Genomic DNA, 21,854 nt, shown 5'->3' with positions numbered 1-21,854 from the left:
GGCTCTCTTGCCACTGCGGCACTTTGCGAGGAGTCCGCAAAATGTCTGCTTCCCTTTCTTGTCTGGGCTACGGCCTGGGTTTGCGCAGTGCCTACTACCAACAGATTCTTGAACAGTCGCCAGCCGTGGACTGGTTTGAAGTGGTCTCGGAAAATTTCATGGTCCAGGGCGGCAAGGCGCTGTACTACCTGGACGCCATTGCCGAACGGTATCCCGTAGTGATGCATGGCGTATCGCTGTCTATTGGCGGTCCTCATGCCCTCGATCCGCAGTATCTGCAACAGCTGAAACTTCTGGCGGAGCGAGTTGAACCGGCATGGATCTCCGATCACTTGTGCTGGAGCCGTGGCAACGCCCATCAACTCCATGATTTGTTGCCGCTGCCCTACACCGAAGAAAGTCTTTATTACGTGGCCGGCCGAGTGCGGCAGGTTCAGGACGTCTTGCAGCGTCCGCTGGTGCTGGAAAACGTCTCCAGTTACGTGCGCAGCGCTGGCGACGAATTCAGCGAATGGGAGTTTCTTGATGCGCTCAGCCGGTTGAGCGACTGCGAGCTGTTGCTGGACATCAACAACGTCTATGTCAGCTCCCGCAATCATGGCTTCGATCCGTGGACATTCATTCAAGGGCTGCCGGCCAAAAAGGTTCGACAGTTGCACCTGGCTGGCCACAGCGACCACGGCGATTACGTGATCGACACCCATGACCAGCCGGTGAGTGATCCGGTCTGGGCGCTCTATCAACAAACCCTGGAACACCTCGGGCCAGTCGCGACACTGCTGGAACGCGATGATCATTTCCCGCCTTTTGAAGAGCTACTTACCGAGTTGCAAAAGGCCCGGGCATTGGGTGATAGCGTGTTGACCCGGAGACTGAGATGCGCCTGAACGACTGGCAGCTGGCCTTTGAAACGTATCTGCTGGGTGAGCAGACAGCAGCCGATACCGCGCTAGGCGCGAGTCTTATGGGGGGGCCGACACTGGATGTGAGCACCGGGCTGGCGATCTATCACAACGCCTATCAGGCAAGGCTTCAGGAAGTTCTGCGCGGCGACTATCCGGTCATTTGGCATTGGCTGGGTGACGATGAATTCGAGCAGCTCGCGGCGGCTTACATTCGCCAGTGTCCGTCTGTTCATTACAGCCTGAGGTGGCTGGGTGAAGGGTTCGAGTCGTTTATTCGACAGCATTTAGTGCCAGAGCAAAGTGCAGCGCTGGGGGAGTTGGCGGCACTTGAGTGGGCATTCACGCTGGCGTTCGACGCGCCTGAAGGCGCGCCGCTGACAATACTGGACATGGCCGCCCTGAAGCCTGAAGACTGGCCGACGTTGCGGGTCAGCCCCAGCCCCTCTGTGCAATGGCTTGAGTGTGCTTTCAACAGTGTTGCGTTGTGGCGGGCAGTGAAGGATAAAACCGGGTTCCCCGGTAGTGCAGCGTTAGGGGCGCCCCAAGTATTGGTGATCTGGAGAGCGGGGCTGGTTTGTCATTACCGCAGCCTGGAACCTGCGGAGGCGGCAGCTCTAGACGGCTTGTTTCAGGGCGACTGGGATTTCGCTGAACTGTGCTCCGAATTAGCAGTCATCTGTGGTGAGGATGCACCCCTTCAGGCTGTTACATGGCTGAAACAGTGGGTTCAGGACGGTTGGTTGCAGCCTCGAATCATAGAGAGCAGCTATTAAATCGATAGCCGGCTATTTTTCAAGGATGGACTACCCTCAAATCAGACGTCTGAAAATCAGGGGGATTATCCATGCTCGCGCAACTTCCACCGGCCTTACAGAATCTGCAGTTACCGCTTCGCTTGCGACTCTGGGACGGCCATGAGTTCAACCTGGGGCCGACGCCCAGCGTCACCATTGTGGTCAAGGACCCGCACATGGTTACCCAGTTCACCCATCCGAGCCTGGACGCGCTGGGGGCGGCGTTTGTCGAAGGCAAACTGGAGCTCGAAGGCTCCATCAGCGACGTGATTCGTGTCTGCGATGAATGGAGTCAGGCGCTGATCAGCGAAGACGACGATGCGCAACCGGTGCGCCTGGTTCACGACAAGGAAACCGACGCCAAAGCCATCTCCTACCACTACGACCTTTCCAACGAGTTCTATCAGCTGTGGCTCGACAGCGACATGGCGTATTCCTGCGCCTACTTCGAGACCGGCAGTGAAACCCTTGAGCAGGCTCAACAAGCCAAGTTTCGCCACCTGTGCCGCAAGTTGCGCTTGCAGCCAGGGGAGTATCTGCTGGATGTCGGTTGCGGCTGGGGCGGGTTGGCACGGTATGCCGCGCGGGAGTTCGGCGCGAAGGTGTTCGGGATCACGCTCAGTCAAGCGCAATTGGATTTGGCTCGTGAGCGGGTGAAAGCCGAAGGCCTGGAAGACCAGATCGAACTGCAACTGCTCGACTACCGCGATCTGCCTCAGGACGGGCGATTCGACAAGGTGGTCAGCGTCGGCATGTTCGAACACGTCGGCCACGCCAATCTGGCCGAATACTGCAAGACCTTGTTCGGCGCGGTGAAAGAGGGCGGTCTGGTGATGAACCACGGGATTACCGCCAAACACACCGACGGTCGTCCGGTCGGGCGCGGTGCTGGTGAGTTCATCGAGAAGTATGTGTTCCCCAACGGCGAACTGCCGCACCTGGCGATGATCTCGGCCGAGATCAGCGAAGCGGGGCTGGAGATTGTCGATGTCGAGAGCCTGCGCCTGCATTACGCGCGGACCCTGGACCACTGGAGCGAACGCCTGGAAGACAATCTGGAAGCCGCCGCCAAACTGGTACCGGAGCAGGCACTACGGATCTGGCGGTTGTATCTGGCGGGATGCGCCTATGCCTTCGCCAGAGGCTGGATCAACCTGCATCAAATCCTCGCGGTGAAAGCCCATCCCGATGGCAGCCATGAACTGCCGTGGACCCGCGACGACATCTACAACTAGAGAATCGGCGAAATAAGCCGGGCGATCCGCATGCCGACCTGTTGCAGGCGGTGGGTTTCCCGGCTTTCTTCTTTGGCGATTTCGTGAGCCTGGGCGAAATCGTGGTTGAGCATCTGCTCCACTTCGGCGGCAAACCCGCTGTCGACCGTCAGCAGCATCACTTCGAAATTCAGCCGGAACGAACGGTTGTCCATGTTGGCGCTGCCGATGGCGCTGATTTCGTCGTCGATCAGCACCACTTTCTGATGCAGGAAGCCGGGTTGATAACGGAACACGCGCACCCCGGCACGTACGGCTTCGAAGGCATAAAGGCTGGAAGCGGCGTAGACGATCCGGTGATCCGGCCGCGATGGCAACAGGATCCGTACATCCACACCGCGCAGCACCGCCAGTCGCAACGCGGCGAACACCGCTTCGTCGGGGATGAAGTAAGGGCTGGTGATCCACACGCGTTCCGTCGCCGCATGGATGGCTTCGACGAAGAATAGCGAACAGGTTTCGTAGGAGTCCGCCGGGCCGCTGGCCAGTAATTGGCAGAGCACGCCGTCATCTGGATAAACGTCTGGCAGGATCAGCGGGGGCAGCGAGCGGGCTGCCCAGAACCAGTCTTCGGCGAAGGACTCCTGCATGCAGGCCACCACCGGCCCGCGAACTTGCACGTGGGTATCGCGCCAGGGCGCCAGGGGTGGTTTCTCGCCCATGTACTCGTCGCCGACATTGAGCCCGCCGACAAAGCCGACAAGCCCGTCGACCACTACGATCTTGCGGTGGTTGCGGAAATTCACCTGGAAGCGGTTGAGCCAGCCGCTGCGGGTGGCGAAGGCTTTGACCTCGATACCGGCATCTCGCAATGGTTGCACATACTCGTGGGGCAGGGAGTGGCTGCCGATGCGGTCGTAGAGCAAGTAAATCGCCACGCCCTCGGCGGCTTTCTTCGTCAGCAGGGTGTGCAGGCGTTGGCCGATGCGGTCATCGTGGATAATGAAAAACTGGATAAGCACCGCTTCACGGGCGTTGCTGATGGCGTCGAAAATTGCATCGAACGTGGCTTGGCCGTCGATCAGCAAGTGCACATCGTTGTTTGCCAGGCATGGCATGCGCCCCAGCTTCGGCATGGCCCGCAAAGACGCGTAAGCGCTGGAGGCACGCGCAGCCAGTGCCTCTTCTACCCAGGGGCGCCAGTTCAGTTCGGAGATGGCCTTGCGCATTTCCTCGTTGGCTTGCCGTCGGGCCTTGATGTAACCATCGAAGGTGCTGCGACCGAAGACCAGATAGGGGATCAGCGTGAGGTAGGGAATGAACAGCAGTGACAGGGCCCAGGCGATCGAGCCCTGAGCGGTCCGAACGGTCAACACGGCATGGATGGCGGCGATCGAGCCCAGTGTGTGCAACAGTGCGATCAGATAACCGAATACATGCGGTCCGAAATAATCCATGGGGCAGCCTTGCTCCTTGAAGATTCAATGCTTAACAGACCATGTTCCGGGCAGAATGTCGCTATTTAATTGGCCCATGAACCGAAGCCCGTGGCCGACGTCTAACGGCCACTAATGATCAGGAGTTACTCGATGAACGTTCGTCTGCTGGGTTTGGCCATGGCGTTTGGTTTGGCACTTCCTGTGGCCGCTCAGGCACAGATGCTGCAACCGGGCTTGTGGGAGTTGACCTCAAGCAACATGAAGGTCGATGACCAGAACATGCCCGATCTGCAATTGATCCTCGGCCAGCTACAAAACCAGATGACCCCCCAACAGCGGGCGATGCTGGAGAAACAAGGTATCACCATGGGCGGCAAAGGGATTCGGGCGTGCCTGACACCTGAGCAGGTGAAGAGCGACAACATTCCGCTGACGGACCCGCAATCGGGCTGCAAGCAGGAAATCACCGAGCGCACCGGCAACCAGTGGAAATTCCGTTTCAGCTGTCCGAAAGCCCAAGGCAACGGAGTGGCCACTTTTATGAGCGATCGTGAGTTCACCACCAAGGTCAACGGCACCTTCAACGCCACCGGCATTCAGCAGAAGGGTAGCCTCGATACCCGCGCTGTGTGGTTGGGTCAGGATTGCGGCACAGTGAAGCCAAGGGCCTAAAAGCTTTGCGGGTAGGCTCGTTCCCACCAGGTCATATGTGATCCCTGTGGGAGCGGGCTCGCCCGCGAAGGTGTCCGCTCAGGCACCAGCAGTCTTGGGCGGGTTCAACAAATCACACACCGCCTCAATCCCTTTCTCCCCGAAATCCTCCCCGCTGCCACTGCGCATGCTGACAAACCCACCGTCCTTTTCCTTCTCTCCGACCACCAACAGGTATGGCACTTTCTGGCTGTGCTGGCGAATCTTGCGGCTGATTTTCTCGTGACGCAGATCCGAGTTGGCGCGCAGTCCGCGCCGGCGCAGCGCTTCGGTCACCGAGTGCGCATAATCGCTCTGACGCTCATCGATATTCACAACCACGACCTGGGGTGGCGCTCGCCAGGTGTCCAGTTCCTGTTGGCTGGACCAACACGTGCCATAGATTCGTTGTTGCAACGTTCCGCTGATGTGGTCCAGTGCAAAGGCCTGCAATACCTTGGTGGTGGGAACATGCGGGCCTGCCGCGAAACCCTCGAAGTCCCCCAGACGATACAGCGATAGCCTTTCGGTTGGCGTTTGCTCCTGCCGGCGGATCGAATGGTTGGTCGCCGCCAATTCGCGCATACGCGCTTCGATCACTGGCAGAGCGGCCAGGGTTAAGGATCGCTGGAAAGCAAACTCATAAAAGAAGCCGTCACCCAGCGCCGATCCGGCCCGCAACTGCGTATTCGGATGCAGCTGTTTTACGGCCATGGCCAGCATCAGCGCACAGGAACGCCGGAGGATCTCCAGACCGTCGGGTTCCTGGGACGTGACGATACTGACCCGCGCATCGCACTTGATCAGAAATCCGCAGTCCACCAGCACGCCGTCCACCCGACCCGCGAGCGCTGCATTAGCCAGGCCGAGGCTGATACTCGCGGCAACCTCAAACACGGACAGCGGTTGGTCATACTCACGCAATGAACCATCAGGCAGGGTGATGTGGATCATGATCGGTGTTCTCGAATGTTTTCGATAACGTGCGTCAGCGCATAAACCGTAGCGGTAAGCCCTGACAGTTATCATTAAGACGTTTGTCGTGCCACGCAATTTGTCCCGACACGATCGTGGTGCTGACGCTGTGGCGAAAGCGATGCCGGGCGAAGGGCGTCCAGCCACATTGCGAAAGGATGGGTTGCCGGGAAACGGCCACGCCATCGGGCTCGTGTTTGATCAACACCAGGTCGGCCCAATACCCTTCGCGCAGGTAGCCGCGGTCGGGGATGGCAAACAGATCGGCGACCCGGTGACTGGTTTTGGCCACAAGGGTGGTGATCGGCAGGATCTCATCAGCCACCAGTTCCAACAGTGCGGGCAGGGCGTGTTGCACCAACGGCAAACCGGACGGCGCCTGGTTGTAGGGGCGCTGTTTTTCGGCCCAGGTGTGAGGTGCGTGATCGCTGCCGATCACGTCCAGCCGATTACTCAACAGCGCTTTGCGCAAGGCATCGCGGTCGGCCTGGGTCTTGATCGCCGGGTTGCATTTGATCAGGTTGCCGAGGCTCGGGTAGTCGCGGTCGTCGAACAGCAAGTGATGCAGGCAAGCCTCGGCAGTGATGCGTTTCTGTGCCAGCGGCTTGTCTTCGAACAGTGCCAGCTCACGGGCGGTGGTCAGGTGCAAAACGTGCAGACGGGTGCCGTGACGTCTGGCTAGATCGACGGCCATTGAGGAGGATCGAAAGCACGCTTCGGCATTGCGGATAAGCGGGTGAGCGGCGGGCGGAAGGTGCTCGCCGAACAGCTCTCGCAGGTTCGTCGCGTTGGCTTCAATGCTGGGTGTGTGTTCGCAGTGGGCCAACAAAAGGGTCGGCACCTCGGCGAACAACCGCTCAAGAATTCGCGGATCGTCCACCAGCATATTGCCCGTGGAGGCGCCCATGAACACTTTGACCCCGGCCACTTCGCAAGGATTGAGCGCGGCGACGGTGTCGAGATTGTCGTTGCTCACGCCGAAATGAAAACCGTAATTGGCCACTGAGTGAGTTGCCGCTCGACGCTTCTTGTCTGCCAGCGCGGCGAGGGTCAGGGTGGCCGGCGAGGTGTTGGGCATGTCCATGAAGCTGGTGATGCCGCCGGCCACCGCCGCTCGGGACTCGGTATGGAAGCTGCCCTTGTCCGGTGCTCCTGGATCACGGAAATGCACCTGGTCATCGATCATGCCTGGCAGCAGCCATTGGCCGTTTGCGTCGATTTCCACGGCGGCTTTTTCACCTTCGATGCTGCTGGCGATCTTGACGATGCGACCGTGGCTTACCAGCAGATCACCGTCGAATTCCCGACCTTCGTTCACCAGCCGGGCGTTGCGAATCAGGACGCTGCTCATGGTCAGAACTCGTTCTGCAGGGCTTTGTAGCCGCGCACCAAATCGACGTTGGTGCGCGCCACGTCTTCGGAAAACTCCGAGGCGCTGACGCTGACTGGTGGGAACTGCGACAGGTCGGTGTTGGGGCCGATGCGTGTGGTGGAGGGCACGTAGAAGGCGTCAGGCAAGTCACGACCATCGACTACCGAGTTGTGCCGCACCACGCAACCGTCGCCCACCGCGCAGTTGAACAGCACGCTGTTGAAACCGATGAACACGCGATTGCCGACGCTGCAGGGGCCATGGACGATGGAGCGGTGGGCGATGGAGCTGAACTCGCCGATGGTCACCGCCGCGCCGGACTTGGAGTGGATCACCACGCCGTCCTGGATGTTCGAATTGGCGCCGATGGTGATTGCTTCCATCTCGCCCGAGTCGTCCACTTCATCGGCGCGAATCACCGCGTAGGGGCCGACGAAGACGTTCTCGCCGATCACCACTTTGCCGCAGATGATTGCGGTTTTATCCACGTACGCCGACTCCGCAATCAACGGCAGATCACCTGAAGGATTCTTGCGGATCATGGCTTGCTCAATGCCTCGTACAAGGTGTTGAGGTTGTATTCGAACAGCCCGGTGAAGGTGCTGGCCGGGCCAGTTGCAGCGAGGGCATCGGAGTACAACGTGCCACCGATATGCGCGCCGCTTTCATCAGCGATTTGCTTGAGCAGGCGCGTGTCCTTGATGTTTTCCATGAACACCGCTTTGACCTTGGCCTGACGGATCTGTGTGATCAGCGCAGCGACGTCGGCGGCCGAAGGTTCGCGTTCGGTGGACAGGCCTTGCGGCGCCATGAAGTTGATGCCGTAAGCCTGACCGAGATAGCCGAAGGCATCATGGGAGGTGACGATTTTGCGATTACCCGGCGGCAGCGAACCGAGCTTGGCTTTAGCCTCGGCGAGCAAGGCGTAGATCTTTTTCAGATAGGCCTGGCTGTTGTGTTCGTAGTCGGCTTTGTTTGCAGGGTCGGCGGCGATCAGCGCTTTGGTGATGTTGCTGATGTACAACTCGGTGTTCGCCAGGTTGTGCCAGGCGTGCGGGTCCGGGATGGTTTCGCCGTCTTCGTCCAGAGAGCGTGGGATGACACCGTGGCTGGCGCTGATGACCGGGGCTTTGGTCTCGGTGCTGGTCACCAGGCGGTCCAGCCATGGCTCGAAACCCAGCCCGTTCTTGATGATCAGTTTGGTGTTGAGCAGTGCCTTTGCATCATCCGGCGTCGGTTCGTAGGTGTGGGCATCGGCGTCCGGACCGACCATGTTGGTGATCTGAATATGGTCGCCGCCAACCTGATGGGTCATGTCGGCGAGGATGCTGAAGCTGGTGACCACCTGGAGTTTTTCCGCGGCAGACAGCGACATCGACAGCATCAGACTGAACAGCACGAGTAAAGCGCGCATCGGGTTACACCTCATTGGGATGTGAGCAAAGGCGGGCGGCGCAGCAAACCGTGTACCGGACCGAACACCACGGACAGCAGATACCAACCGCCAGCCACCAGCACGATTGCCGGGCCGCTGGGCAGCGAGTAGTAGAACGACAGCAACAATCCGAGCCAGACCGAGAAGCTGCCGAGCAACGCGGCGATGATGATCAGCACCGGCAAACGACGACTCCAGAAGCGAGAAGCGGCGGCCGGCAGCATCATCAAACCGACCACCATCAGCGCGCCGATAGCCTGGAAACCGATCACCAGGTTCAGCACCACCAACGTCAGAAATACCCCGTGAGCCAGCGGCCCGAGACGGCTGACGGTTTGCAGAAAGAGCGGGTCGAGGGTGTCCAGCAACAGTGGTTTGTAGATCAGGGCCATGGCGAGCAGGCTGAAGCCCGAGACCCAGAGCATGCCGGTCAAGGTCGGGCCATCGACCGCCAGCGCCGAACCGAATAACAGGTGCAACAGGTCCAGCCGCTTGCCGGCGATGCCGAGGATCAGCACGCCGCTGGCCAGCGATATCGGGTAAATCGCGGCCAGGCTCGCGTCCTCCCGCAAGCCGGTGCGGCGGGTAATCCAGGCGGCCAGTCCGGCCATGCTCAGGCCGGCACCGAGGCCGCCAATGGTCAGCGCGGGCAGGCTCAAGCCTGCGTACCAGAAGCCCAATGCGGCGCCGGGCAAGATGCCGTGAGCCACTGCGTCGCCGATCAGACTCATGCGCCGCAGGATCAGAAACACCCCAAGCGGCGCCGTACTACAGGCCAGAACAAGGCCACCCAGCAGTGCCCGACGCATGAATACGAATTCGTGAAACGGTTGCCAAAGGTGAGCAGCGGCGATCATCAAGCCACCTGCGTCTGAGGTTGTTGGCGAATCAGCTCGGTACTGGGGCCGAGGACGCAGCCGCTGCTTTTGATCAGTAGCGCTTGTGGAATCTGTTGGCGCACGGCGGCCAGGTCATGACACACCACGACCAGGGTTCGACCGTCTGCATGCCAGGCGTGGAGGTGTTTCCAGAGCAGCGCCTGGCCGAGTTCGTCGAGCGCGGCGTGGGGTTCGTCGAGCAGCAGCAAGGGCGCTTCGGCAAGGCTCAGTCGGGCGAGTAGGGCACGTTGCAATTCGCCTCCGGAGAGGGCCATCAACGGGCGATGCTCCAGACCGGTCAGGCACCAGTCTTCCAACGCAGCCTTGAGTCGCTGGCTGCGAATTTCCGGAGTTTGCTTGCTGCCCCAGAAACCTGCGGCCACCAACTCTTGCAGGCTGATGGGGAACTGCCGGTCCAAGTGTTGTTGTTGAGGCAGGAACGAAAGGCCGCCCTTTCGTGGAACATCAATGACGACGTTGCCGGCCAGTGGCTTTTGCAGGCCGGCGATGACTTTCAGCAGGCTGCTTTTGCCCGACCCGTTGGCGCCGATGACGGCGGTCAGACTCCCCTTGGGCAGTTCGAAATCAACCGCTGGAGTGAGCGGCTGACCGGGTGCGCCCCAGCGCAAGGCTTGGCATCGGATCATGCGGCCTCCCAGTTCCAGCGGCTTTCGGCGACGGCATCGTGGGCGTGAAGGCTTTCGGCGTGGACGACTCGCACGTGAAAGGCGTTGATGCCCGGGGAGCGTTTCAATGCCAGGTTCAAGCGTCGCGCGGCATCTTCGCAGAACATCAGGTTCTGACCGTTGGCGAGGGCGAAAGCTTGTTCGTCGGCGCGTTTCACGGCGGTTTGCACAGCAGTGCCGAGAGCGGCTTCCGCGTCGTTGATCGCGGCGATCAACGGCAGGTCATCCAGATAGTCATCCAGACGCAGCTGCAATTGCGCATTACTGCGTTGGCTATGCGGCGTCGCGATAATGCCTTTCGTGGAACCGAGCCAAGCCAGAACGTCTGCGTGTTGCAATGGTTGATTGGCGAAGTCATCAACGAATTGCTGCTGAATCAACTGCCTCGAGAGCGCTGCTGAGCATGGACAGGTTGAGGAATAAGGCACGTCGATTTTTAGTTCCACGTGGAACATCGCGTTTTTCAGACTCGCTTCGATGCTCACCGGATAGGTTTTCCAGCCGGACAACGGACTGACGAGCGCGGGTCTTTTGAGCAGAAGTTCGGTGTGAATTTTTAGGTAAGCGTTGTGGGAAAGTCCTTCATGAGTCTCGAGAAAACTCAGCAAGACTCGCCGCAACAACGCGGGTGAAAGGTTTTCCTGCTCAAGCATTTCCAGCGCCAGGTACAGCCGCGACATATGGATGCCACGCGCCTCTCCATCGTCGAGGCTAACGCCAGCGTCGGCTTTTGCACTCAGTCGCTGGCCATCGAATAAAACAGGAAGAGCAATGCCGCACATGCCCACCCAATCGAGTGGCAGGGCTTGGCGTGAGGCCTGCGCGGCGATATCCGGCAGAGTCAGCGCATTCATGAGCAGGTCCATCGTGGGAGTTGATTTGGCATGTTATATTATAACAATCAAATCGACGATGCCTTTTTCGTGAACGAGCTTTCATCATGCACAGACGTCACTTGCTCAACCTGATTCTGGCCAGCGCGGCCTTTGCGTTACCTTTTGGTGTGTCGGCCACGCAAATTCGCAATGCACGACTGTGGCGTTCGGACGACAAGCTGCGACTGGTGTTCGATCTGAGCGGGCCGGTGCAGTACAAAACTTTTTCCCTGAGTGCTCCGGAGCGGCTGATCATCGATCTGAGTGGCGCCAACTTCAGTGGCGACTTCAGTCAGCTGGCGCTCGACAACTCGGTGATTCGCGCGATCCGTTCCGGGCATTTCGGTCAGGGCGATACGCGGATCGTCCTCGACCTCAGCGGTCCGGTGCAGCTCAACAGCTTCCTGTTGCCACCACAGGATGGGCAGGGGCACCGATTGGTGCTCGATCTGAAGGCCATTGCTCCGCTACAGATCGCGGCGGCGCCGTCGGAAAAACGTGAGCCCATCATCGACAAGGCTCACCCCAGGCGCGACATCATTGTGGTGGTCGACCCTGGTCACGGCGGCAAAGACCCGGGTGCGGTCGGCGCCAAAGGTGAGCGGGAGAAAGACGTGGTGCTATCGATCGCCCAGCTGTTGGCCAAGAGGCTGAAGCGTGAAAAGGGCTTCGACGTGAAACTGGTGCGTAACGACGACTTCTTCGTCCCGCTGCGCAAGCGCGTGGAGATCGCCCGCAAGCACAAGGCCGACATGTTCATCTCGGTCCATGCGGACGCCGCGCCGCGCCTCACCGCTTCAGGTGCGTCGGTGTACTGCCTGTCCGAAGGCGGTGCGACCTCGGCCACGGCGCGCTTCATGGCGCAACGGGAGAACGGCGCGGACCTGTTGGGCGCCACCAGCCTGCTCAATCTCAAGGACAAGGACCCGATGCTCGCCGGGGTGATTCTCGACATGTCGATGAACGCCACCATCGCCGCCAGTTTGCAGTTGGGCAACACGGTGCTCGGCAGTCTGGCGGGCATTACCACGCTGCATCAGAAGCGTGTGGAACAGGCGGGTTTCGCCGTGTTGAAGTCGCCGGATGTGCCATCGATTCTGGTGGAAACCGGCTTCATCTCGAACGCCCGCGACAGCCAGCGACTGGTGACGGCGCGGCATCAGCAGGCCGTGGCGGATGGTTTATTCGAAGGCTTGCAGCGTTACTTTCAGAAGAATCCCCCAATGAACAGCTACATCGCCTGGCAGCAGGAGCAGAAGAAGGCACAGGCCTAGCAACCGGTCATCCGGCTGCAGGTGAACTTCGCGCTGCTGCCCCCGGAGCTGGAGAACCTATTGATGGTTGTCCAGCCAACCCGGCGGTTGTAGCCGACCCAGGCTTCGCCATCGGATGCGAGGCCGGTAAAGAACGTCAGTTGCCCGTAGCGGCTGTTGGTTTGCGCCCAATGGCGTTTGCCGGCCACTTCAAAGCCGCGCAAGTAGATCGTGCTACCGACGGTGTTAACGCTGTAGGCATTGCCGTCGGCATCCACGCAGGCCAGCAGATTGGCGCTACGGGTGCATTTGGCCAGGCTTGGGATCTGTCCCCAGGCATCGACCGCGATCAGCAGCGAAAGGCTCAACAGCGAGAATCTCAGAGCGTTTCCCATGGCATTTCTCAAGGGGCGGACGGGTTAAAGCATCGTGCCCTTTGTCGTTGTGGGCAAGAGGGGGAGTGGCTTGTTTGTGTTGTTATACTATAACATAAATTAAGCCCGACATTGCGACCGGGCATCCCTGTGAGGAATACCTGATGCCCAATCGTCTCCCCGTGACCGTCCTGTCGGGCTTTCTCGGCGCCGGAAAAAGTACACTGCTGAATTACGTACTACGTAATCGCGATAATCTGCGGGTCGCGGTGATCGTCAACGACATGAGCGAAATCAACATCGATGGCAGTGAAGTTCAACGCGATGTCAGCCTGAACCGTGCCGAAGAAAAACTCGTGGAAATGAGCAACGGTTGCATTTGCTGTACGTTGCGCGAAGACCTGCTCGAAGAAGTCAGCAAACTCGCCAGGGACGGTCGTTTCGATTATCTGCTGATCGAGTCCACCGGCATTTCCGAGCCGCTGCCCGTGGCGGAAACCTTCACCTTTCGCGATGAGGAAGGGCAGGGCCTGGCCGACATTGCGCGGCTCGACACTATGGTCACCGTGGTCGACGGCATGAATTTCCTGCTCGACTACCAGGCCGCCGAAAGCCTCGCTTCCCGTGGTGAAACCCTGGGCGAGGAGGACGAGCGCTCGATCACTGACCTGTTGATCGAGCAGATCGAATTCGCCGACGTGATCCTGATCAGCAAGATCGATTTGATCAGCAGCCGCGAACGCCAGGAGCTGATCGCGATCCTCGAACGGCTCAATGCCCAGGCCGAGATCATTCCGATGGTCATGGGCGAGGTGCCACTCAAGAAGATCCTCAACACTGGGCGTTTCGACTTCGAGAAGGCCGCTCAGGCACCAGGATGGTTACAGGAATTGCGCGGTGAACACGTGCCGGAAACCGAGGAGTACGGTATTGCCTCCACGGCTTATCGGGCGCGGCGACCGTTTCATCCGCAGCGTTTTTTCAGCTTCATCGATCGCCCGTGGGTGAACGGCAAGCTGCTGCGTTCCAAGGGTTTTTTCTGGCTGGCCAGTAAACACATGGATGCCGGTAGCTGGTCCCAGGCTGGTGGCTTGATGCGCCACGGGTTTGCCGGGCGCTGGTGGCGTTTCGTGCCGAAAAGCCAGTGGCCGCAGGATGAAGAAAGTACCGCCGGGATCATGGAGAACTGGACGGCCGCCACCGGAGATTGCCGGCAGGAACTGGTGTTTATCGGCCAGAACATCGACTTTGCACAACTCACCGCCGAACTTGATAACTGCCTGCTGACGGATGATGAAATGGCCCTGGGCGTCGAGGGTTGGCGGCTGTTGCCCGATCCGTTCGGTCTCTGGCACGAAGAGGCGGCTGCCTGATGCTGGCGCCCAGTCTGAAGCGGCGACCGCTCATTGCTCAGGTTCAAGGTGAAACGCCAAAGGTGCTTACCGGGATTCTGGACGACGGTGTGAACCTCGCCCTTTGGCAGCGCCAACTGCCGGCGCATATAGCCGATTTCGGTCGCTTGCTGTTGTCCCTGAACCAGCCGCTGGCCGTGTCGCTTTCTCTTGAAATGGCCAGTGAAGACACTGAACCCAATCTCCACGGTTTAGCCTCAGGCTTCAGCGATCTTGAAGGTTACGAAGGCTTTATCGCCGACGTTTCCTGGCTGGTCAGCGCGTTCGCCTGCCTGTTGGGCGCCCAACGCATCGGCCTGCGCCTGCGGGTTCTGGACAAAGCCATGTGCCCGCGTTTCCATGTCGATCATGTGCCGGTGCGGTTGATCACCACCTACGCCGGGATCGGCAGCCAGTGGCTGAAAGAAGGGGCGATGGATCGCCGCCGATTAGGCGAGCCTGACGCCGAACCCCAGGATGATTCGCTGATCCAGCGTATCTCCAGCGGCGAAGTGGCGCTGCTCAAGGGAGAGAAGTGGCACGGCAACGAAGGTTTCGGCTTGATACACCGTTCGCCGCAGCCGGCACCGGGCGAGCGTCGTTTGATCCTGACCCTCGACTGGCTGGGCTGACAGCTCAAGGTTTGAGCCAGGTTCCCTGGCTCTGGGCTTCGCAAAACGGCTTCAGATACGCCGCATCGGTGGCCACGCCGTAATAGTGAATATCCTGCCGGTAAGGCATATTGGCGACTTGAGCGTTGCTGCATACCCCGAACGCGCCGGCGGGGCATTGGTCGACGTACTGCACCTCGACTTTCTGCCCGGCCAGATTCGGCTGGCAGAAGCCGTCGGTGAACAGTTTTTCCGGGATGTTGCGGTTCTGCTGGCAGACCTTCACGTCCAGCCGCTCAGCCGTACTATGTACCACGCAGGCCTGGGCCAGCGCTTCACCCGACGTGAGTGCCAGAAGCAACGACCATCCCATCAACCGCATCCTTTACCTCCTCAGAAAACTTCGACCATGTTGCAGAACATTCCCACCCACGTTATCGCCGGCCCGCTGGGTGCCGGCAAGACCAGCCTGATCAAGCACCTGCTGGCGCAGCGGCCGGCCGGTGAGCGCTGGGCGGTGCTGATCAACGAGTTCGGCCAGATCGGCCTGGATGCTGCGCTGCTGACCCAGGACGTCGATGGTATCGCACTGGGGGAAGTGGCCGGGGGGTGTTTGTGTTGCGTCAATGGTGCGCCGTTTCAGGTCGGCCTCGGGCGGCTGCTGCGCAAGGCACGACCGGATCGACTGTTCATCGAGCCCTCCGGGCTGGGGCATCCGGCGCAGTTGCTCAGGCAATTGAGCGAGGCGCCGTGGCAAGGCGTCCTGGTGGTGCAGCCTTGCGTGCTGGTGCTGGACGCCCAGGCGCTCGCGGCTGGAAAACCGCTGCCAGCGGCGCAACTGCAAGCCTTGGACAGTGCCGGGTTGCTGTTGCTGAACAAGGCAGAAAGCCTCGACGACAGTGATCGCCAGCGAGTTGTCGCACAGTTGCCGTCGCGTCCTTTGTACTGGACGCAGCAAGCTGTCTTGCCGCTGAGCGAGTTACCGGGCCTCAAGGCTCAGGCTGTCGCGGGTGTGGATAACTTCATCGTGCCCAAGGGGCTGGCACAGATGCCGGCCATCTGGACTGACCCTGCGCAGCCGATTTGCTTGAGTCAGGCGCAAGAGGGTGGCTGGAGCGTCGGCTGGCGCTGGCATCCGAGTCAGACATTCGATGCCGTGCTTGTCGGAAAGTGGCTTGAGAGCCTTGAATGGCTGCGGGCGAAGCTGGTTATCCACAGCGTCGAAGGTTGGGTGTCGGCCAACGCGCTGAATAACTCGTTACTGGATTGGCAACCCAGCGAATGGCGACGGGATTCGCGCATCGAGCTGATTTTCAGTGAAGTGCAGGATGTTGAGTCGCTGCAAAGAGATCTGGCCGATTGTCGGTCGGGGTGAAGATCAAAAGACCGCCGCTCCTATGGTGCGATCTTTTGATCTTCAGGGACGCCACTTGGTGTGTTCTTGCCGCCACTGGCTCAATTCAATCACCTCGGCGCTGGGTTTTGCGACTTCGACCACCGGCGGTGTGTCGTCGAATGGCATTGGGTAGGGCGCGAGCTCGATGTGTGCGCTATGGGCGCCGAACTGAGTGATGGTGCCGTTGTGGCGGGTTTCGCCGGTCACGGTAAATTCGAAGTTATACACACGGGCCAGGCGCCGACGGCCGTTGGCGTCTTTAATGAAAGCGATCTTCTTCAAGGCTACGTTGCCGTCCAGCAGCTCGATCCGCAGCTTGGCGCAATGCTGCTGAACCCGCTCCAGTGCGCGTTCGCGCAAGCCGTGGTTGTGCCACAGCCATGCGCCACCGGTGGCGAGCAGCATCAGCACGAAGATATTTCCTAGGGTCAGCATCAACAGGGTGCTCCAACAAGATAGTGTCAGCTTAACTGCGTCTCTGGTCTGTCGTACAGGCTGCGTTTAGTCGCATACTGCGCGGCTCGAATTTCAATCGGTTTATGGAAAACTCACCGCATGAAACGTACGCCCCATCTGCTCGCCATCCAGTCCCATGTGGTGTTCGGCCACGCTGGCAACAGCGCCGCGGTTTTCCCGATGCAGCGGGTCGGGGTGAACGTCTGGCCGCTCAATACCGTGCAGTTCTCCAACCACACGCAATATGGCCAGTGGGCCGGGGAAGTGCTGGCCCCGCATCAGATTCCGGAGTTGGTGGAGGGCATCGCGGCGATTGGCGAACTGGGCAACTGCGACGCCGTGTTGTCCGGCTACCTCGGCAGCGCGGCCCAAGGGCGGGCGATTCTGGCGGGAGTGGAGCGAATCAAATCGATCAATCCCAAAGCCTTGTACCTCTGCGATCCGGTGATGGGCCATCCGGAGAAGGGCTGCAGTGTTCCAGCCGAAGTCAGCGATTTCCTGCTGGAAGAGGCGGCGGCGTTAGCCGACTTCATGTGCCCGAATCAGCTGGAGCTGAACAGCTTCTCGGGGCGCAAGGCGCAGTCACTGTTCGATTGCCTGGCCATGGCGCGGGCGCTGCTGGCGCGCGGTCCGAAGGCGGTGTTGGTCAAGCATCTGGACTATCCCGGCAAACTGACGGATGGCTTCGAGATGTTGCTGGTGACCGCTGAAGGCAGCTGGCACTTACGTCGGCCGTTGCTGGCGTTCCCGCGTCAGCCGGTGGGCGTTGGCGATCTGACTTCCGGGCTGTTCCTGGCGCGTGTGCTGCTGGGTGACAGTCTGCTGAGCGCCTTCGAATTCACCGCGGCGGCGGTGCATGAAGTGCTGCTGGAAACCCAGGCGTGTGCCAGCTATGAGCTGGAACTGGTGCGGGCGCAGGACCGGATCGCCCATCCCCGGGTGCGGTTCGAGGCGGTAGCGATCAGTTTGTAACGGTGTGGCGGTAGAAAAGATCGCAGCCTTCGGCAGCTCCTGCGCGTCTGTGGGCGCTGCCCAGGCTGCGATCTTTTGCTTTAAGCGTCGCCCTTGATTTCCTGATAGCGCTTTTCCAGTTCCTGACGAATCTGCCGACGCTGCTGGGCCTGCATGTACCGACGCTTGTCTTCGCTGTTCTGCGGTTGCAGTGGCGGGACGGAGGCCGGTTTACGCTGGTCATCCACCGCGACCATGGTGAAGAAGCAGCTGTTGGTGTGGCGCACCGAGCGCTCGCGAATGTTCTCGGTCACGACCTTGATGCCCACTTCCATCGAGGTATTACCGGTGTAGTTGACCGAGGCCAGAAAGGTCACCAGCTCACCGACATGAATCGGCTCGCGGAAGATCACCTGATCCACCGACAAGGTCACTACGTAACGGCCGGCATACCGGCTGGCGCAAGCGTAGGCCACTTCATCGAGGTATTTGAGCAGGGTGCCGCCGTGGACATTGCCAGAGAAGTTGGCCATGTCGGGGGTCATCAATACCGTCATCGACAGCTGGGCGTTTCCGGGTTCCATAACGTACTCACGGGTTCAAGGCAGGGTTTGGGGGGGCACCTCTGTGGGTGCTTGTCGGTGTTTTTCAAACCAACAGTTATCGGGACGCCGGGCGGGGAGGCGCCGTCACGCCCGAAGCGATCTGTTTCCATATATTGCACCGTCTTTGCGCCGGAAGTCGTGGTGTTACCCTTCAAAAGCCCACCCCCGAAGGAGCCACACACCATGCATGCCATCAGTTTCATTCAGGATTTGGCAGTGATCATGTTGATCGCGGGTGTGGTGACCGTGCTCTTTCATCGTCTCAAACAACCGGTGGTGCTCGGCTACATCGTCGCCGGTTTCATTATCGGCCCGCACACGCCGCCCTTCGGCCTGATCCACGACGAAGAAACCATCAAGACCCTCGCCGAGCTCGGGGTGATTTTCCTGATGTTCTGCCTGGGGCTGGAGTTCAGCCTGCGCAAGCTGTTCAAGGTCGGCGCCACGGCGTTTATCGCGGCTTTCCTGGAAATCGTCCTGATGATCTGGATCGGCTACGAAATCGGCCGCTGGTTCGACTGGAATACCATGGATTCGCTGTTCCTCGGCGCGATCCTGGCGATTTCCTCGACCACCATCATCGTCAAGGCGCTCAACGACCTGAAGATGAAGAACGAGCGTTTTGCGCAGTTGATCTTCGGCGTACTGATCGTCGAGGACATCCTCGGTATCGGCATCATCGCCTTGCTGTCGAGCATCGCCGTCAGCGGCACGGTCAGTTCCGGCGAAGTCTTTTCCACCGTCGGCAAGCTTTCCCTGTTCATGATTGTCGCACTGGTCATCGGTATTCTGCTGGTGCCGCGACTACTGGCCTATGTGGCGAAATTCGAAAGCAATGAGATGTTGCTGATTACCGTGCTGGGCCTGTGTTTCGGCTTCTGCCTGCTGGTGGTCAAGCTTGAATACAGCATGGTTCTCGGCGCGTTCCTGATCGGTGCGATCATGGCCGAATCGCGCCAGCTGCTGAAGATCGAGCAGTTGATCGAGCCGGTTCGCGACCTGTTCAGTGCCATCTTCTTCGTCGCCATCGGCCTGATGCTCGACCCGATGATCCTGCTGCAATACGCCTGGCCGATTGCGGTGATCACTGTGGCGGTAGTGCTGGGCAAGATGCTGTCCTGCGGCCTTGGCGCGTTTATCGCCGGCAATGACGGACGCACCTCACTGCGCGTGGGGATGGGGCTTTCACAGATTGGCGAATTCTCTTTCATCATCGCCGCGCTGGGCATGACGCTGCAGGTCACCAGCAGCTTTCTCTATCCGGTGGCTGTGGCCGTCTCGGTGATCACCACGTTGTTGACGCCCTATCTGATCCGCGCGGCCGATCCGCTGTCGATCAAGCTTGCTGCCGTGATGCCGCAGCGCCTGGCTCGTGTGCTGGGGATGTATGGCGAATGGCTGCGCAGCATCCAGCCTCAGGGCGAGGGCGCGCTGTTGGCGTCGATGATTCGGCGGATTCTGTTGCAGGTGGGGGTTAATCTGGCGCTGGTGGTTGCGATCTTTTTATCGGGCGGCTTCTTCGCCGAGCGCATGTCCGTTTACCTGCAAGACTGGATCAGCGACCCGAGCTGGCAGAAAGCGTTGATCTGGGGTGGGGCGTTGCTGTTGTCGCTGCCGTTCCTGATCGCCGCCTATCGCAAGCTCAAGGCGCTGTCGATGCTGCTGGCAGAAATGGGGGTGAAGTCGGAGATGGCCGGCCGCCACACGCAGCGAGTGCGTCGGGTGATCGCCGAAGTGATCCCGATCCTCTCGCTGCTGGTGATTTTCCTGCTGCTGGCGGCCTTGTCGGCCAGTATTCTGCCGACCAACAAGTTGCTGGTGCTGATTGTCGTGGTCGCGGCTGCGATAGCGGCGCTGCTCTGGCGCTGGTTCATCCGCGTGCATACGCGGATGCAGGTGGCCTTGCTGGAAACCCTGGATAACCACAAGGATTCGTCCGAGCATTGAGCGTGACGAGTCCCTGTAGCAGCTGCCGAAGGCTGCGTTCGACTGAGCAGCAGTCGCCAATCAGGCTACGAGGTGATTCAGGTTAACCGGGTGTCAGGGTTTACGACTGCTTCGCAGCCGAACGCAGGCTGCGCCAGCTGCTACAAAAAGTCGTGCAGAGGTACATCAGCTTTCCAGCCAGACGTCCCGTGCCCAGTGCCAGACCGATTCCCAGGTTTCTTCGGCGAGTAACTCTTCTTCGGCCAGCCACAACACCACGGTGCCGTCTTCTTCGACGCAGTAGTAGTTGTCACCGTCCTGGCAGATCGGGATCAGGCTGCGATCAACACCAGCGTCCCAGGCGTTGGCGGCAACGTCCGGCAGGTAGGTGTGGGATTGCGGGTCGGTGACGGTCACCGGCTCCAGGCTGCCGTAGACAACATCGCTGACGGTCAGCAGAAATTCTCTGAATACGAAGGGAATGTCGATGAACAGTTGTTCTTCGATTTCTACCAGCAGATCTTCGTCGGGCAACTCCAAGGGGACCGGTACCGGTTCGTTGGCTTCACGCAGTTGTTCGATGATTTCTTCCACGTCCGGGATCCTCTTGCTTGATGGCGCGGTTTAGTTTGGGCGGTTTATACAGTAGCTCGCTATAGATGCAACCGTGAAATAGAAAACCCCGGCAGAGCCGGGGTTTTCATTACAGCATGCGAAACGCGGAGTTATCAGCTGTTCTGGCGGATACCTGCGACCAGCCAAGGCTGGTTTTCGCCCTGTGGACGTTCCATGTTCCAGCTTTCGCTGAACACTTCGCCCTGGTCGAAACGCGAGGTCTTCGACACGCCGCTGAAGGTCAGGGTGGCGATGGTCTTGTCCGCACGGTCATCAACGCCGTCCAGTTGTACCTGGAGGTTGTCGATGTAGGTCGACTGGAAGCCGTCGCCCAGGTCGGCACGTTCGCGCTTGAGGAACTCCAGCAGTTGCGGGGTCACGAACTCGGCGATCTTGTCCATTTCGTTGGCGTCCCAGTGCTGTTGCAGGGACTGGAAATGGTTGCGTGCGGCTTCAACGAAGCGCTGTTCGTTGAACCAGGCCGGAGCATTGATCACCGGACGGGCAACAGGTGCGGCCGAACCGCCGAAGATCGAACCCATGGCTGGCTTCTGCTCGAACACTTCAGGTTGCATCGGCGCGCCGGCCGGAGCCATATGCTCCTGCTGTTTGCGACGACGAGCGGCAATGAAGCGGAAGACCAGGAAGGCGATGACCGCCATGATCAGGATGTCGAAGAACTGCATGCCCTGGAAGCCGCCGCCCATGAACATGGAAGCCAGCAGGCCACCGGCCGCGATACCGGCCAGAGGGCCGAGCCAACGCGAAGCACCGCCGGCCTTGGCGGCAGCGCCAGCGGCACCGGCCGCGCCGGCAGTGGCGGCTGCACCGCCCACGCCAGGAGAAGAAGGAGCCATTTGGCTGGTCTGGTGAGTCGGCGCAGCGCCGACACTCTTGCCGCCACCAAAGCGCTTGGCGTTGGCGTCCAGGCTCATCGTCAGGCCGATGCACAACGCCATGGCGATGCTAAGAAAACGTTTCATAAAGGGAATTCCCATTTGTGGATGGCACGC

General features: G+C 59.9%; 24 protein-coding genes. 10 read left to right on the top strand and 14 right to left on the bottom strand.

From position 1 onward, the window contains the following. Positions 1 to 41: 41 nt before the first annotated feature. From F475_RS02950 to cfaB, 3 genes are all read left to right on the top strand, one after another. On the top strand, positions 42 to 887 hold the full coding sequence (locus F475_RS02950; RefSeq protein WP_064621173.1) for a DUF692 domain-containing protein: 846 nt from the start codon (positions 42 to 44) through the stop codon (positions 885 to 887). Then, on the top strand, positions 878 to 1,678 hold the full coding sequence (locus tag F475_RS02945; RefSeq protein WP_111453105.1) for a DNA-binding domain-containing protein: 801 nt from the start codon (positions 878 to 880) through the stop codon (positions 1,676 to 1,678). The genes F475_RS02950 and F475_RS02945 overlap by 10 nt, the downstream gene beginning before the upstream one ends. Positions 1,679 to 1,749: 71 nt before the next feature. Further along, entirely contained in the window at positions 1,750 to 2,934 is a 1,185-nt protein-coding gene (gene cfaB / locus F475_RS02940; protein WP_111453104.1) for a C17 cyclopropane fatty acid synthase CfaB, read from the top strand. Here cfaB and cls read toward each other — a convergent pair. Beyond that, positions 2,931 to 4,370, bottom strand: a complete 1,440-nt coding sequence (gene cls / locus F475_RS02935; RefSeq protein ID WP_111453103.1) for a cardiolipin synthase — start codon at positions 4,368 to 4,370, stop codon at positions 2,931 to 2,933. The two genes, cfaB and cls, sit on opposite strands and share 4 nt — an antisense overlap. Before the next feature lie 132 nt (positions 4,371 to 4,502). Here cls and F475_RS02925 point away from each other — a divergent pair, with 132 nt between their 5' ends. Continuing rightward, positions 4,503 to 5,024, top strand: coding sequence for a DUF3617 domain-containing protein (locus F475_RS02925; RefSeq protein WP_111453102.1), 522 nt, complete (start codon positions 4,503 to 4,505; stop codon positions 5,022 to 5,024). Positions 5,025 to 5,102: 78 nt separating this feature from the next. Here the strand turns inward: F475_RS02925 and F475_RS02920 are convergent, their stop codons facing one another. From F475_RS02920 to folE2, 7 genes are read right to left on the bottom strand one after another with little or no spacing between them, the layout of a single operon-like run. Further along, positions 5,103 to 5,996: a His/Gly/Thr/Pro-type tRNA ligase C-terminal domain-containing protein gene (locus tag F475_RS02920; protein WP_111453101.1), complete on the bottom strand. Its 894-nt coding sequence runs from the start codon at positions 5,994 to 5,996 to the stop codon at positions 5,103 to 5,105. Positions 5,997 to 6,030: 34 nt separating this feature from the next. Next, positions 6,031 to 7,368 carry a dihydroorotase gene (locus tag F475_RS02915; protein ID WP_111453100.1) on the bottom strand — a complete coding sequence of 446 codons (1,338 nt, stop codon included), beginning with the start codon at positions 7,366 to 7,368 and terminating at the stop codon, positions 6,031 to 6,033. 2 nt (positions 7,369 to 7,370) lie between these two features. Beyond that, the gene (locus tag F475_RS02910) at positions 7,371 to 7,931 is read right to left on the bottom strand and encodes a DapH/DapD/GlmU-related protein (RefSeq protein ID WP_019580363.1); all 561 of its coding nucleotides are present in this window, start codon (positions 7,929 to 7,931) and stop codon (positions 7,371 to 7,373) included. Then, positions 7,928 to 8,803 (bottom strand): metal ABC transporter substrate-binding protein, encoded by an 876-nt coding sequence (locus F475_RS02905; RefSeq protein WP_111453099.1) that lies wholly within the window; start codon positions 8,801 to 8,803, stop codon positions 7,928 to 7,930. The genes F475_RS02910 and F475_RS02905 overlap by 4 nt, the downstream gene beginning before the upstream one ends. Before the next feature lie 11 nt (positions 8,804 to 8,814). Further along, positions 8,815 to 9,681, bottom strand: coding sequence for a metal ABC transporter permease (locus F475_RS02900; protein ID WP_111453098.1), 867 nt, complete (start codon positions 9,679 to 9,681; stop codon positions 8,815 to 8,817). After that, positions 9,681 to 10,349 (bottom strand): metal ABC transporter ATP-binding protein, encoded by a 669-nt coding sequence (locus tag F475_RS02895; RefSeq protein ID WP_111453097.1) that lies wholly within the window; start codon positions 10,347 to 10,349, stop codon positions 9,681 to 9,683. Before F475_RS02895 ends, F475_RS02900 begins: the two co-directional genes overlap by 1 nt. Continuing rightward, on the bottom strand, positions 10,346 to 11,242 hold the full coding sequence (gene folE2, locus F475_RS02890) for a GTP cyclohydrolase FolE2 (protein ID WP_111453096.1): 897 nt from the start codon (positions 11,240 to 11,242) through the stop codon (positions 10,346 to 10,348). Before folE2 ends, F475_RS02895 begins: the two co-directional genes overlap by 4 nt. Positions 11,243 to 11,328: 86 nt before the next feature. Here folE2 and F475_RS02885 point away from each other — a divergent pair, with 86 nt between their 5' ends. Further along, entirely contained in the window at positions 11,329 to 12,537 is a 1,209-nt protein-coding gene (locus tag F475_RS02885) for an N-acetylmuramoyl-L-alanine amidase (protein ID WP_111453095.1), read from the top strand. On the opposite strand, the gene F475_RS02880 is transcribed toward F475_RS02885, so the two are convergent. After that, on the bottom strand, positions 12,534 to 12,911 hold the full coding sequence (locus F475_RS02880; RefSeq protein ID WP_064621165.1) for a hypothetical protein: 378 nt from the start codon (positions 12,909 to 12,911) through the stop codon (positions 12,534 to 12,536). The genes F475_RS02885 and F475_RS02880 overlap by 4 nt on opposite strands. 143 nt (positions 12,912 to 13,054) lie before the next feature. On the opposite strand from F475_RS02880, the gene zigA reads away from it, so the two are divergent. Both zigA and F475_RS02870 read left to right on the top strand, forming a co-directional pair. Beyond that, a complete protein-coding gene (gene zigA / locus F475_RS02875) occupies positions 13,055 to 14,263 on the top strand; it encodes a zinc metallochaperone GTPase ZigA (protein WP_111453094.1) in 1,209 nt (402 codons plus the stop codon). After that, the gene (locus tag F475_RS02870) at positions 14,263 to 14,913 is read left to right on the top strand and encodes a DUF1826 domain-containing protein (RefSeq protein WP_111453093.1); all 651 of its coding nucleotides are present in this window, start codon (positions 14,263 to 14,265) and stop codon (positions 14,911 to 14,913) included. The genes zigA and F475_RS02870 overlap by 1 nt, the downstream gene beginning before the upstream one ends. 4 nt (positions 14,914 to 14,917) lie before the next feature. On the opposite strand, the gene F475_RS02865 is transcribed toward F475_RS02870, so the two are convergent. Further along, a complete protein-coding gene (locus F475_RS02865; RefSeq protein ID WP_111453092.1) occupies positions 14,918 to 15,274 on the bottom strand; it encodes an NADH:ubiquinone oxidoreductase in 357 nt (118 codons plus the stop codon). A gap of 27 nt (positions 15,275 to 15,301) precedes the next feature. On the opposite strand from F475_RS02865, the gene F475_RS02860 reads away from it, so the two are divergent. Continuing rightward, complete coding sequence (locus F475_RS02860) at positions 15,302 to 16,267, top strand: GTP-binding protein (protein ID WP_111453091.1); 966 nt, start codon at positions 15,302 to 15,304, stop codon at positions 16,265 to 16,267. A gap of 42 nt (positions 16,268 to 16,309) precedes the next feature. On the opposite strand, the gene F475_RS02855 is transcribed toward F475_RS02860, so the two are convergent. After that, positions 16,310 to 16,723 (bottom strand): DUF3301 domain-containing protein, encoded by a 414-nt coding sequence (locus F475_RS02855; RefSeq protein WP_064621161.1) that lies wholly within the window; start codon positions 16,721 to 16,723, stop codon positions 16,310 to 16,312. Positions 16,724 to 16,843: 120 nt separating this feature from the next. Between F475_RS02855 and pdxY the strand changes: the two genes are divergently transcribed. Next, positions 16,844 to 17,716, top strand: coding sequence for a pyridoxal kinase PdxY (gene pdxY / locus F475_RS02850; RefSeq protein WP_018927365.1), 873 nt, complete (start codon positions 16,844 to 16,846; stop codon positions 17,714 to 17,716). Positions 17,717 to 17,796: 80 nt separating this feature from the next. Here the strand turns inward: pdxY and F475_RS02845 are convergent, their stop codons facing one another. Continuing rightward, the gene (locus tag F475_RS02845; protein WP_007934430.1) at positions 17,797 to 18,279 is read right to left on the bottom strand and encodes an acyl-CoA thioesterase; all 483 of its coding nucleotides are present in this window, start codon (positions 18,277 to 18,279) and stop codon (positions 17,797 to 17,799) included. A gap of 204 nt (positions 18,280 to 18,483) precedes the next feature. Here F475_RS02845 and F475_RS02840 point away from each other — a divergent pair, with 204 nt between their 5' ends. Next, positions 18,484 to 20,247 carry a cation:proton antiporter gene (locus tag F475_RS02840; protein ID WP_111453090.1) on the top strand — a complete coding sequence of 588 codons (1,764 nt, stop codon included), beginning with the start codon at positions 18,484 to 18,486 and terminating at the stop codon, positions 20,245 to 20,247. Between the two features lie 165 nt (positions 20,248 to 20,412). Here the strand turns inward: F475_RS02840 and F475_RS02835 are convergent, their stop codons facing one another. Together F475_RS02835 and F475_RS02830 are read right to left on the bottom strand one after the other, a co-directional pair. After that, on the bottom strand, positions 20,413 to 20,820 hold the full coding sequence (locus tag F475_RS02835; protein ID WP_007934432.1) for an SMI1/KNR4 family protein: 408 nt from the start codon (positions 20,818 to 20,820) through the stop codon (positions 20,413 to 20,415). 134 nt (positions 20,821 to 20,954) lie between these two features. Further along, a complete protein-coding gene (locus tag F475_RS02830) occupies positions 20,955 to 21,824 on the bottom strand; it encodes a Tim44 domain-containing protein (protein ID WP_111453089.1) in 870 nt (289 codons plus the stop codon). Positions 21,825 to 21,854: the final 30 nt, after the last annotated feature.

The organism is Pseudomonas sp. URMO17WK12:I6 (genome assembly GCF_003253625.1).
In the GTDB taxonomy this organism is placed as follows: Bacteria; Pseudomonadota; Gammaproteobacteria; order Pseudomonadales; family Pseudomonadaceae; genus Aquipseudomonas.
Note: the sequence above shows the minus strand (reverse complement) of the source record. Positions and strands in the feature narration are given on the sequence as shown.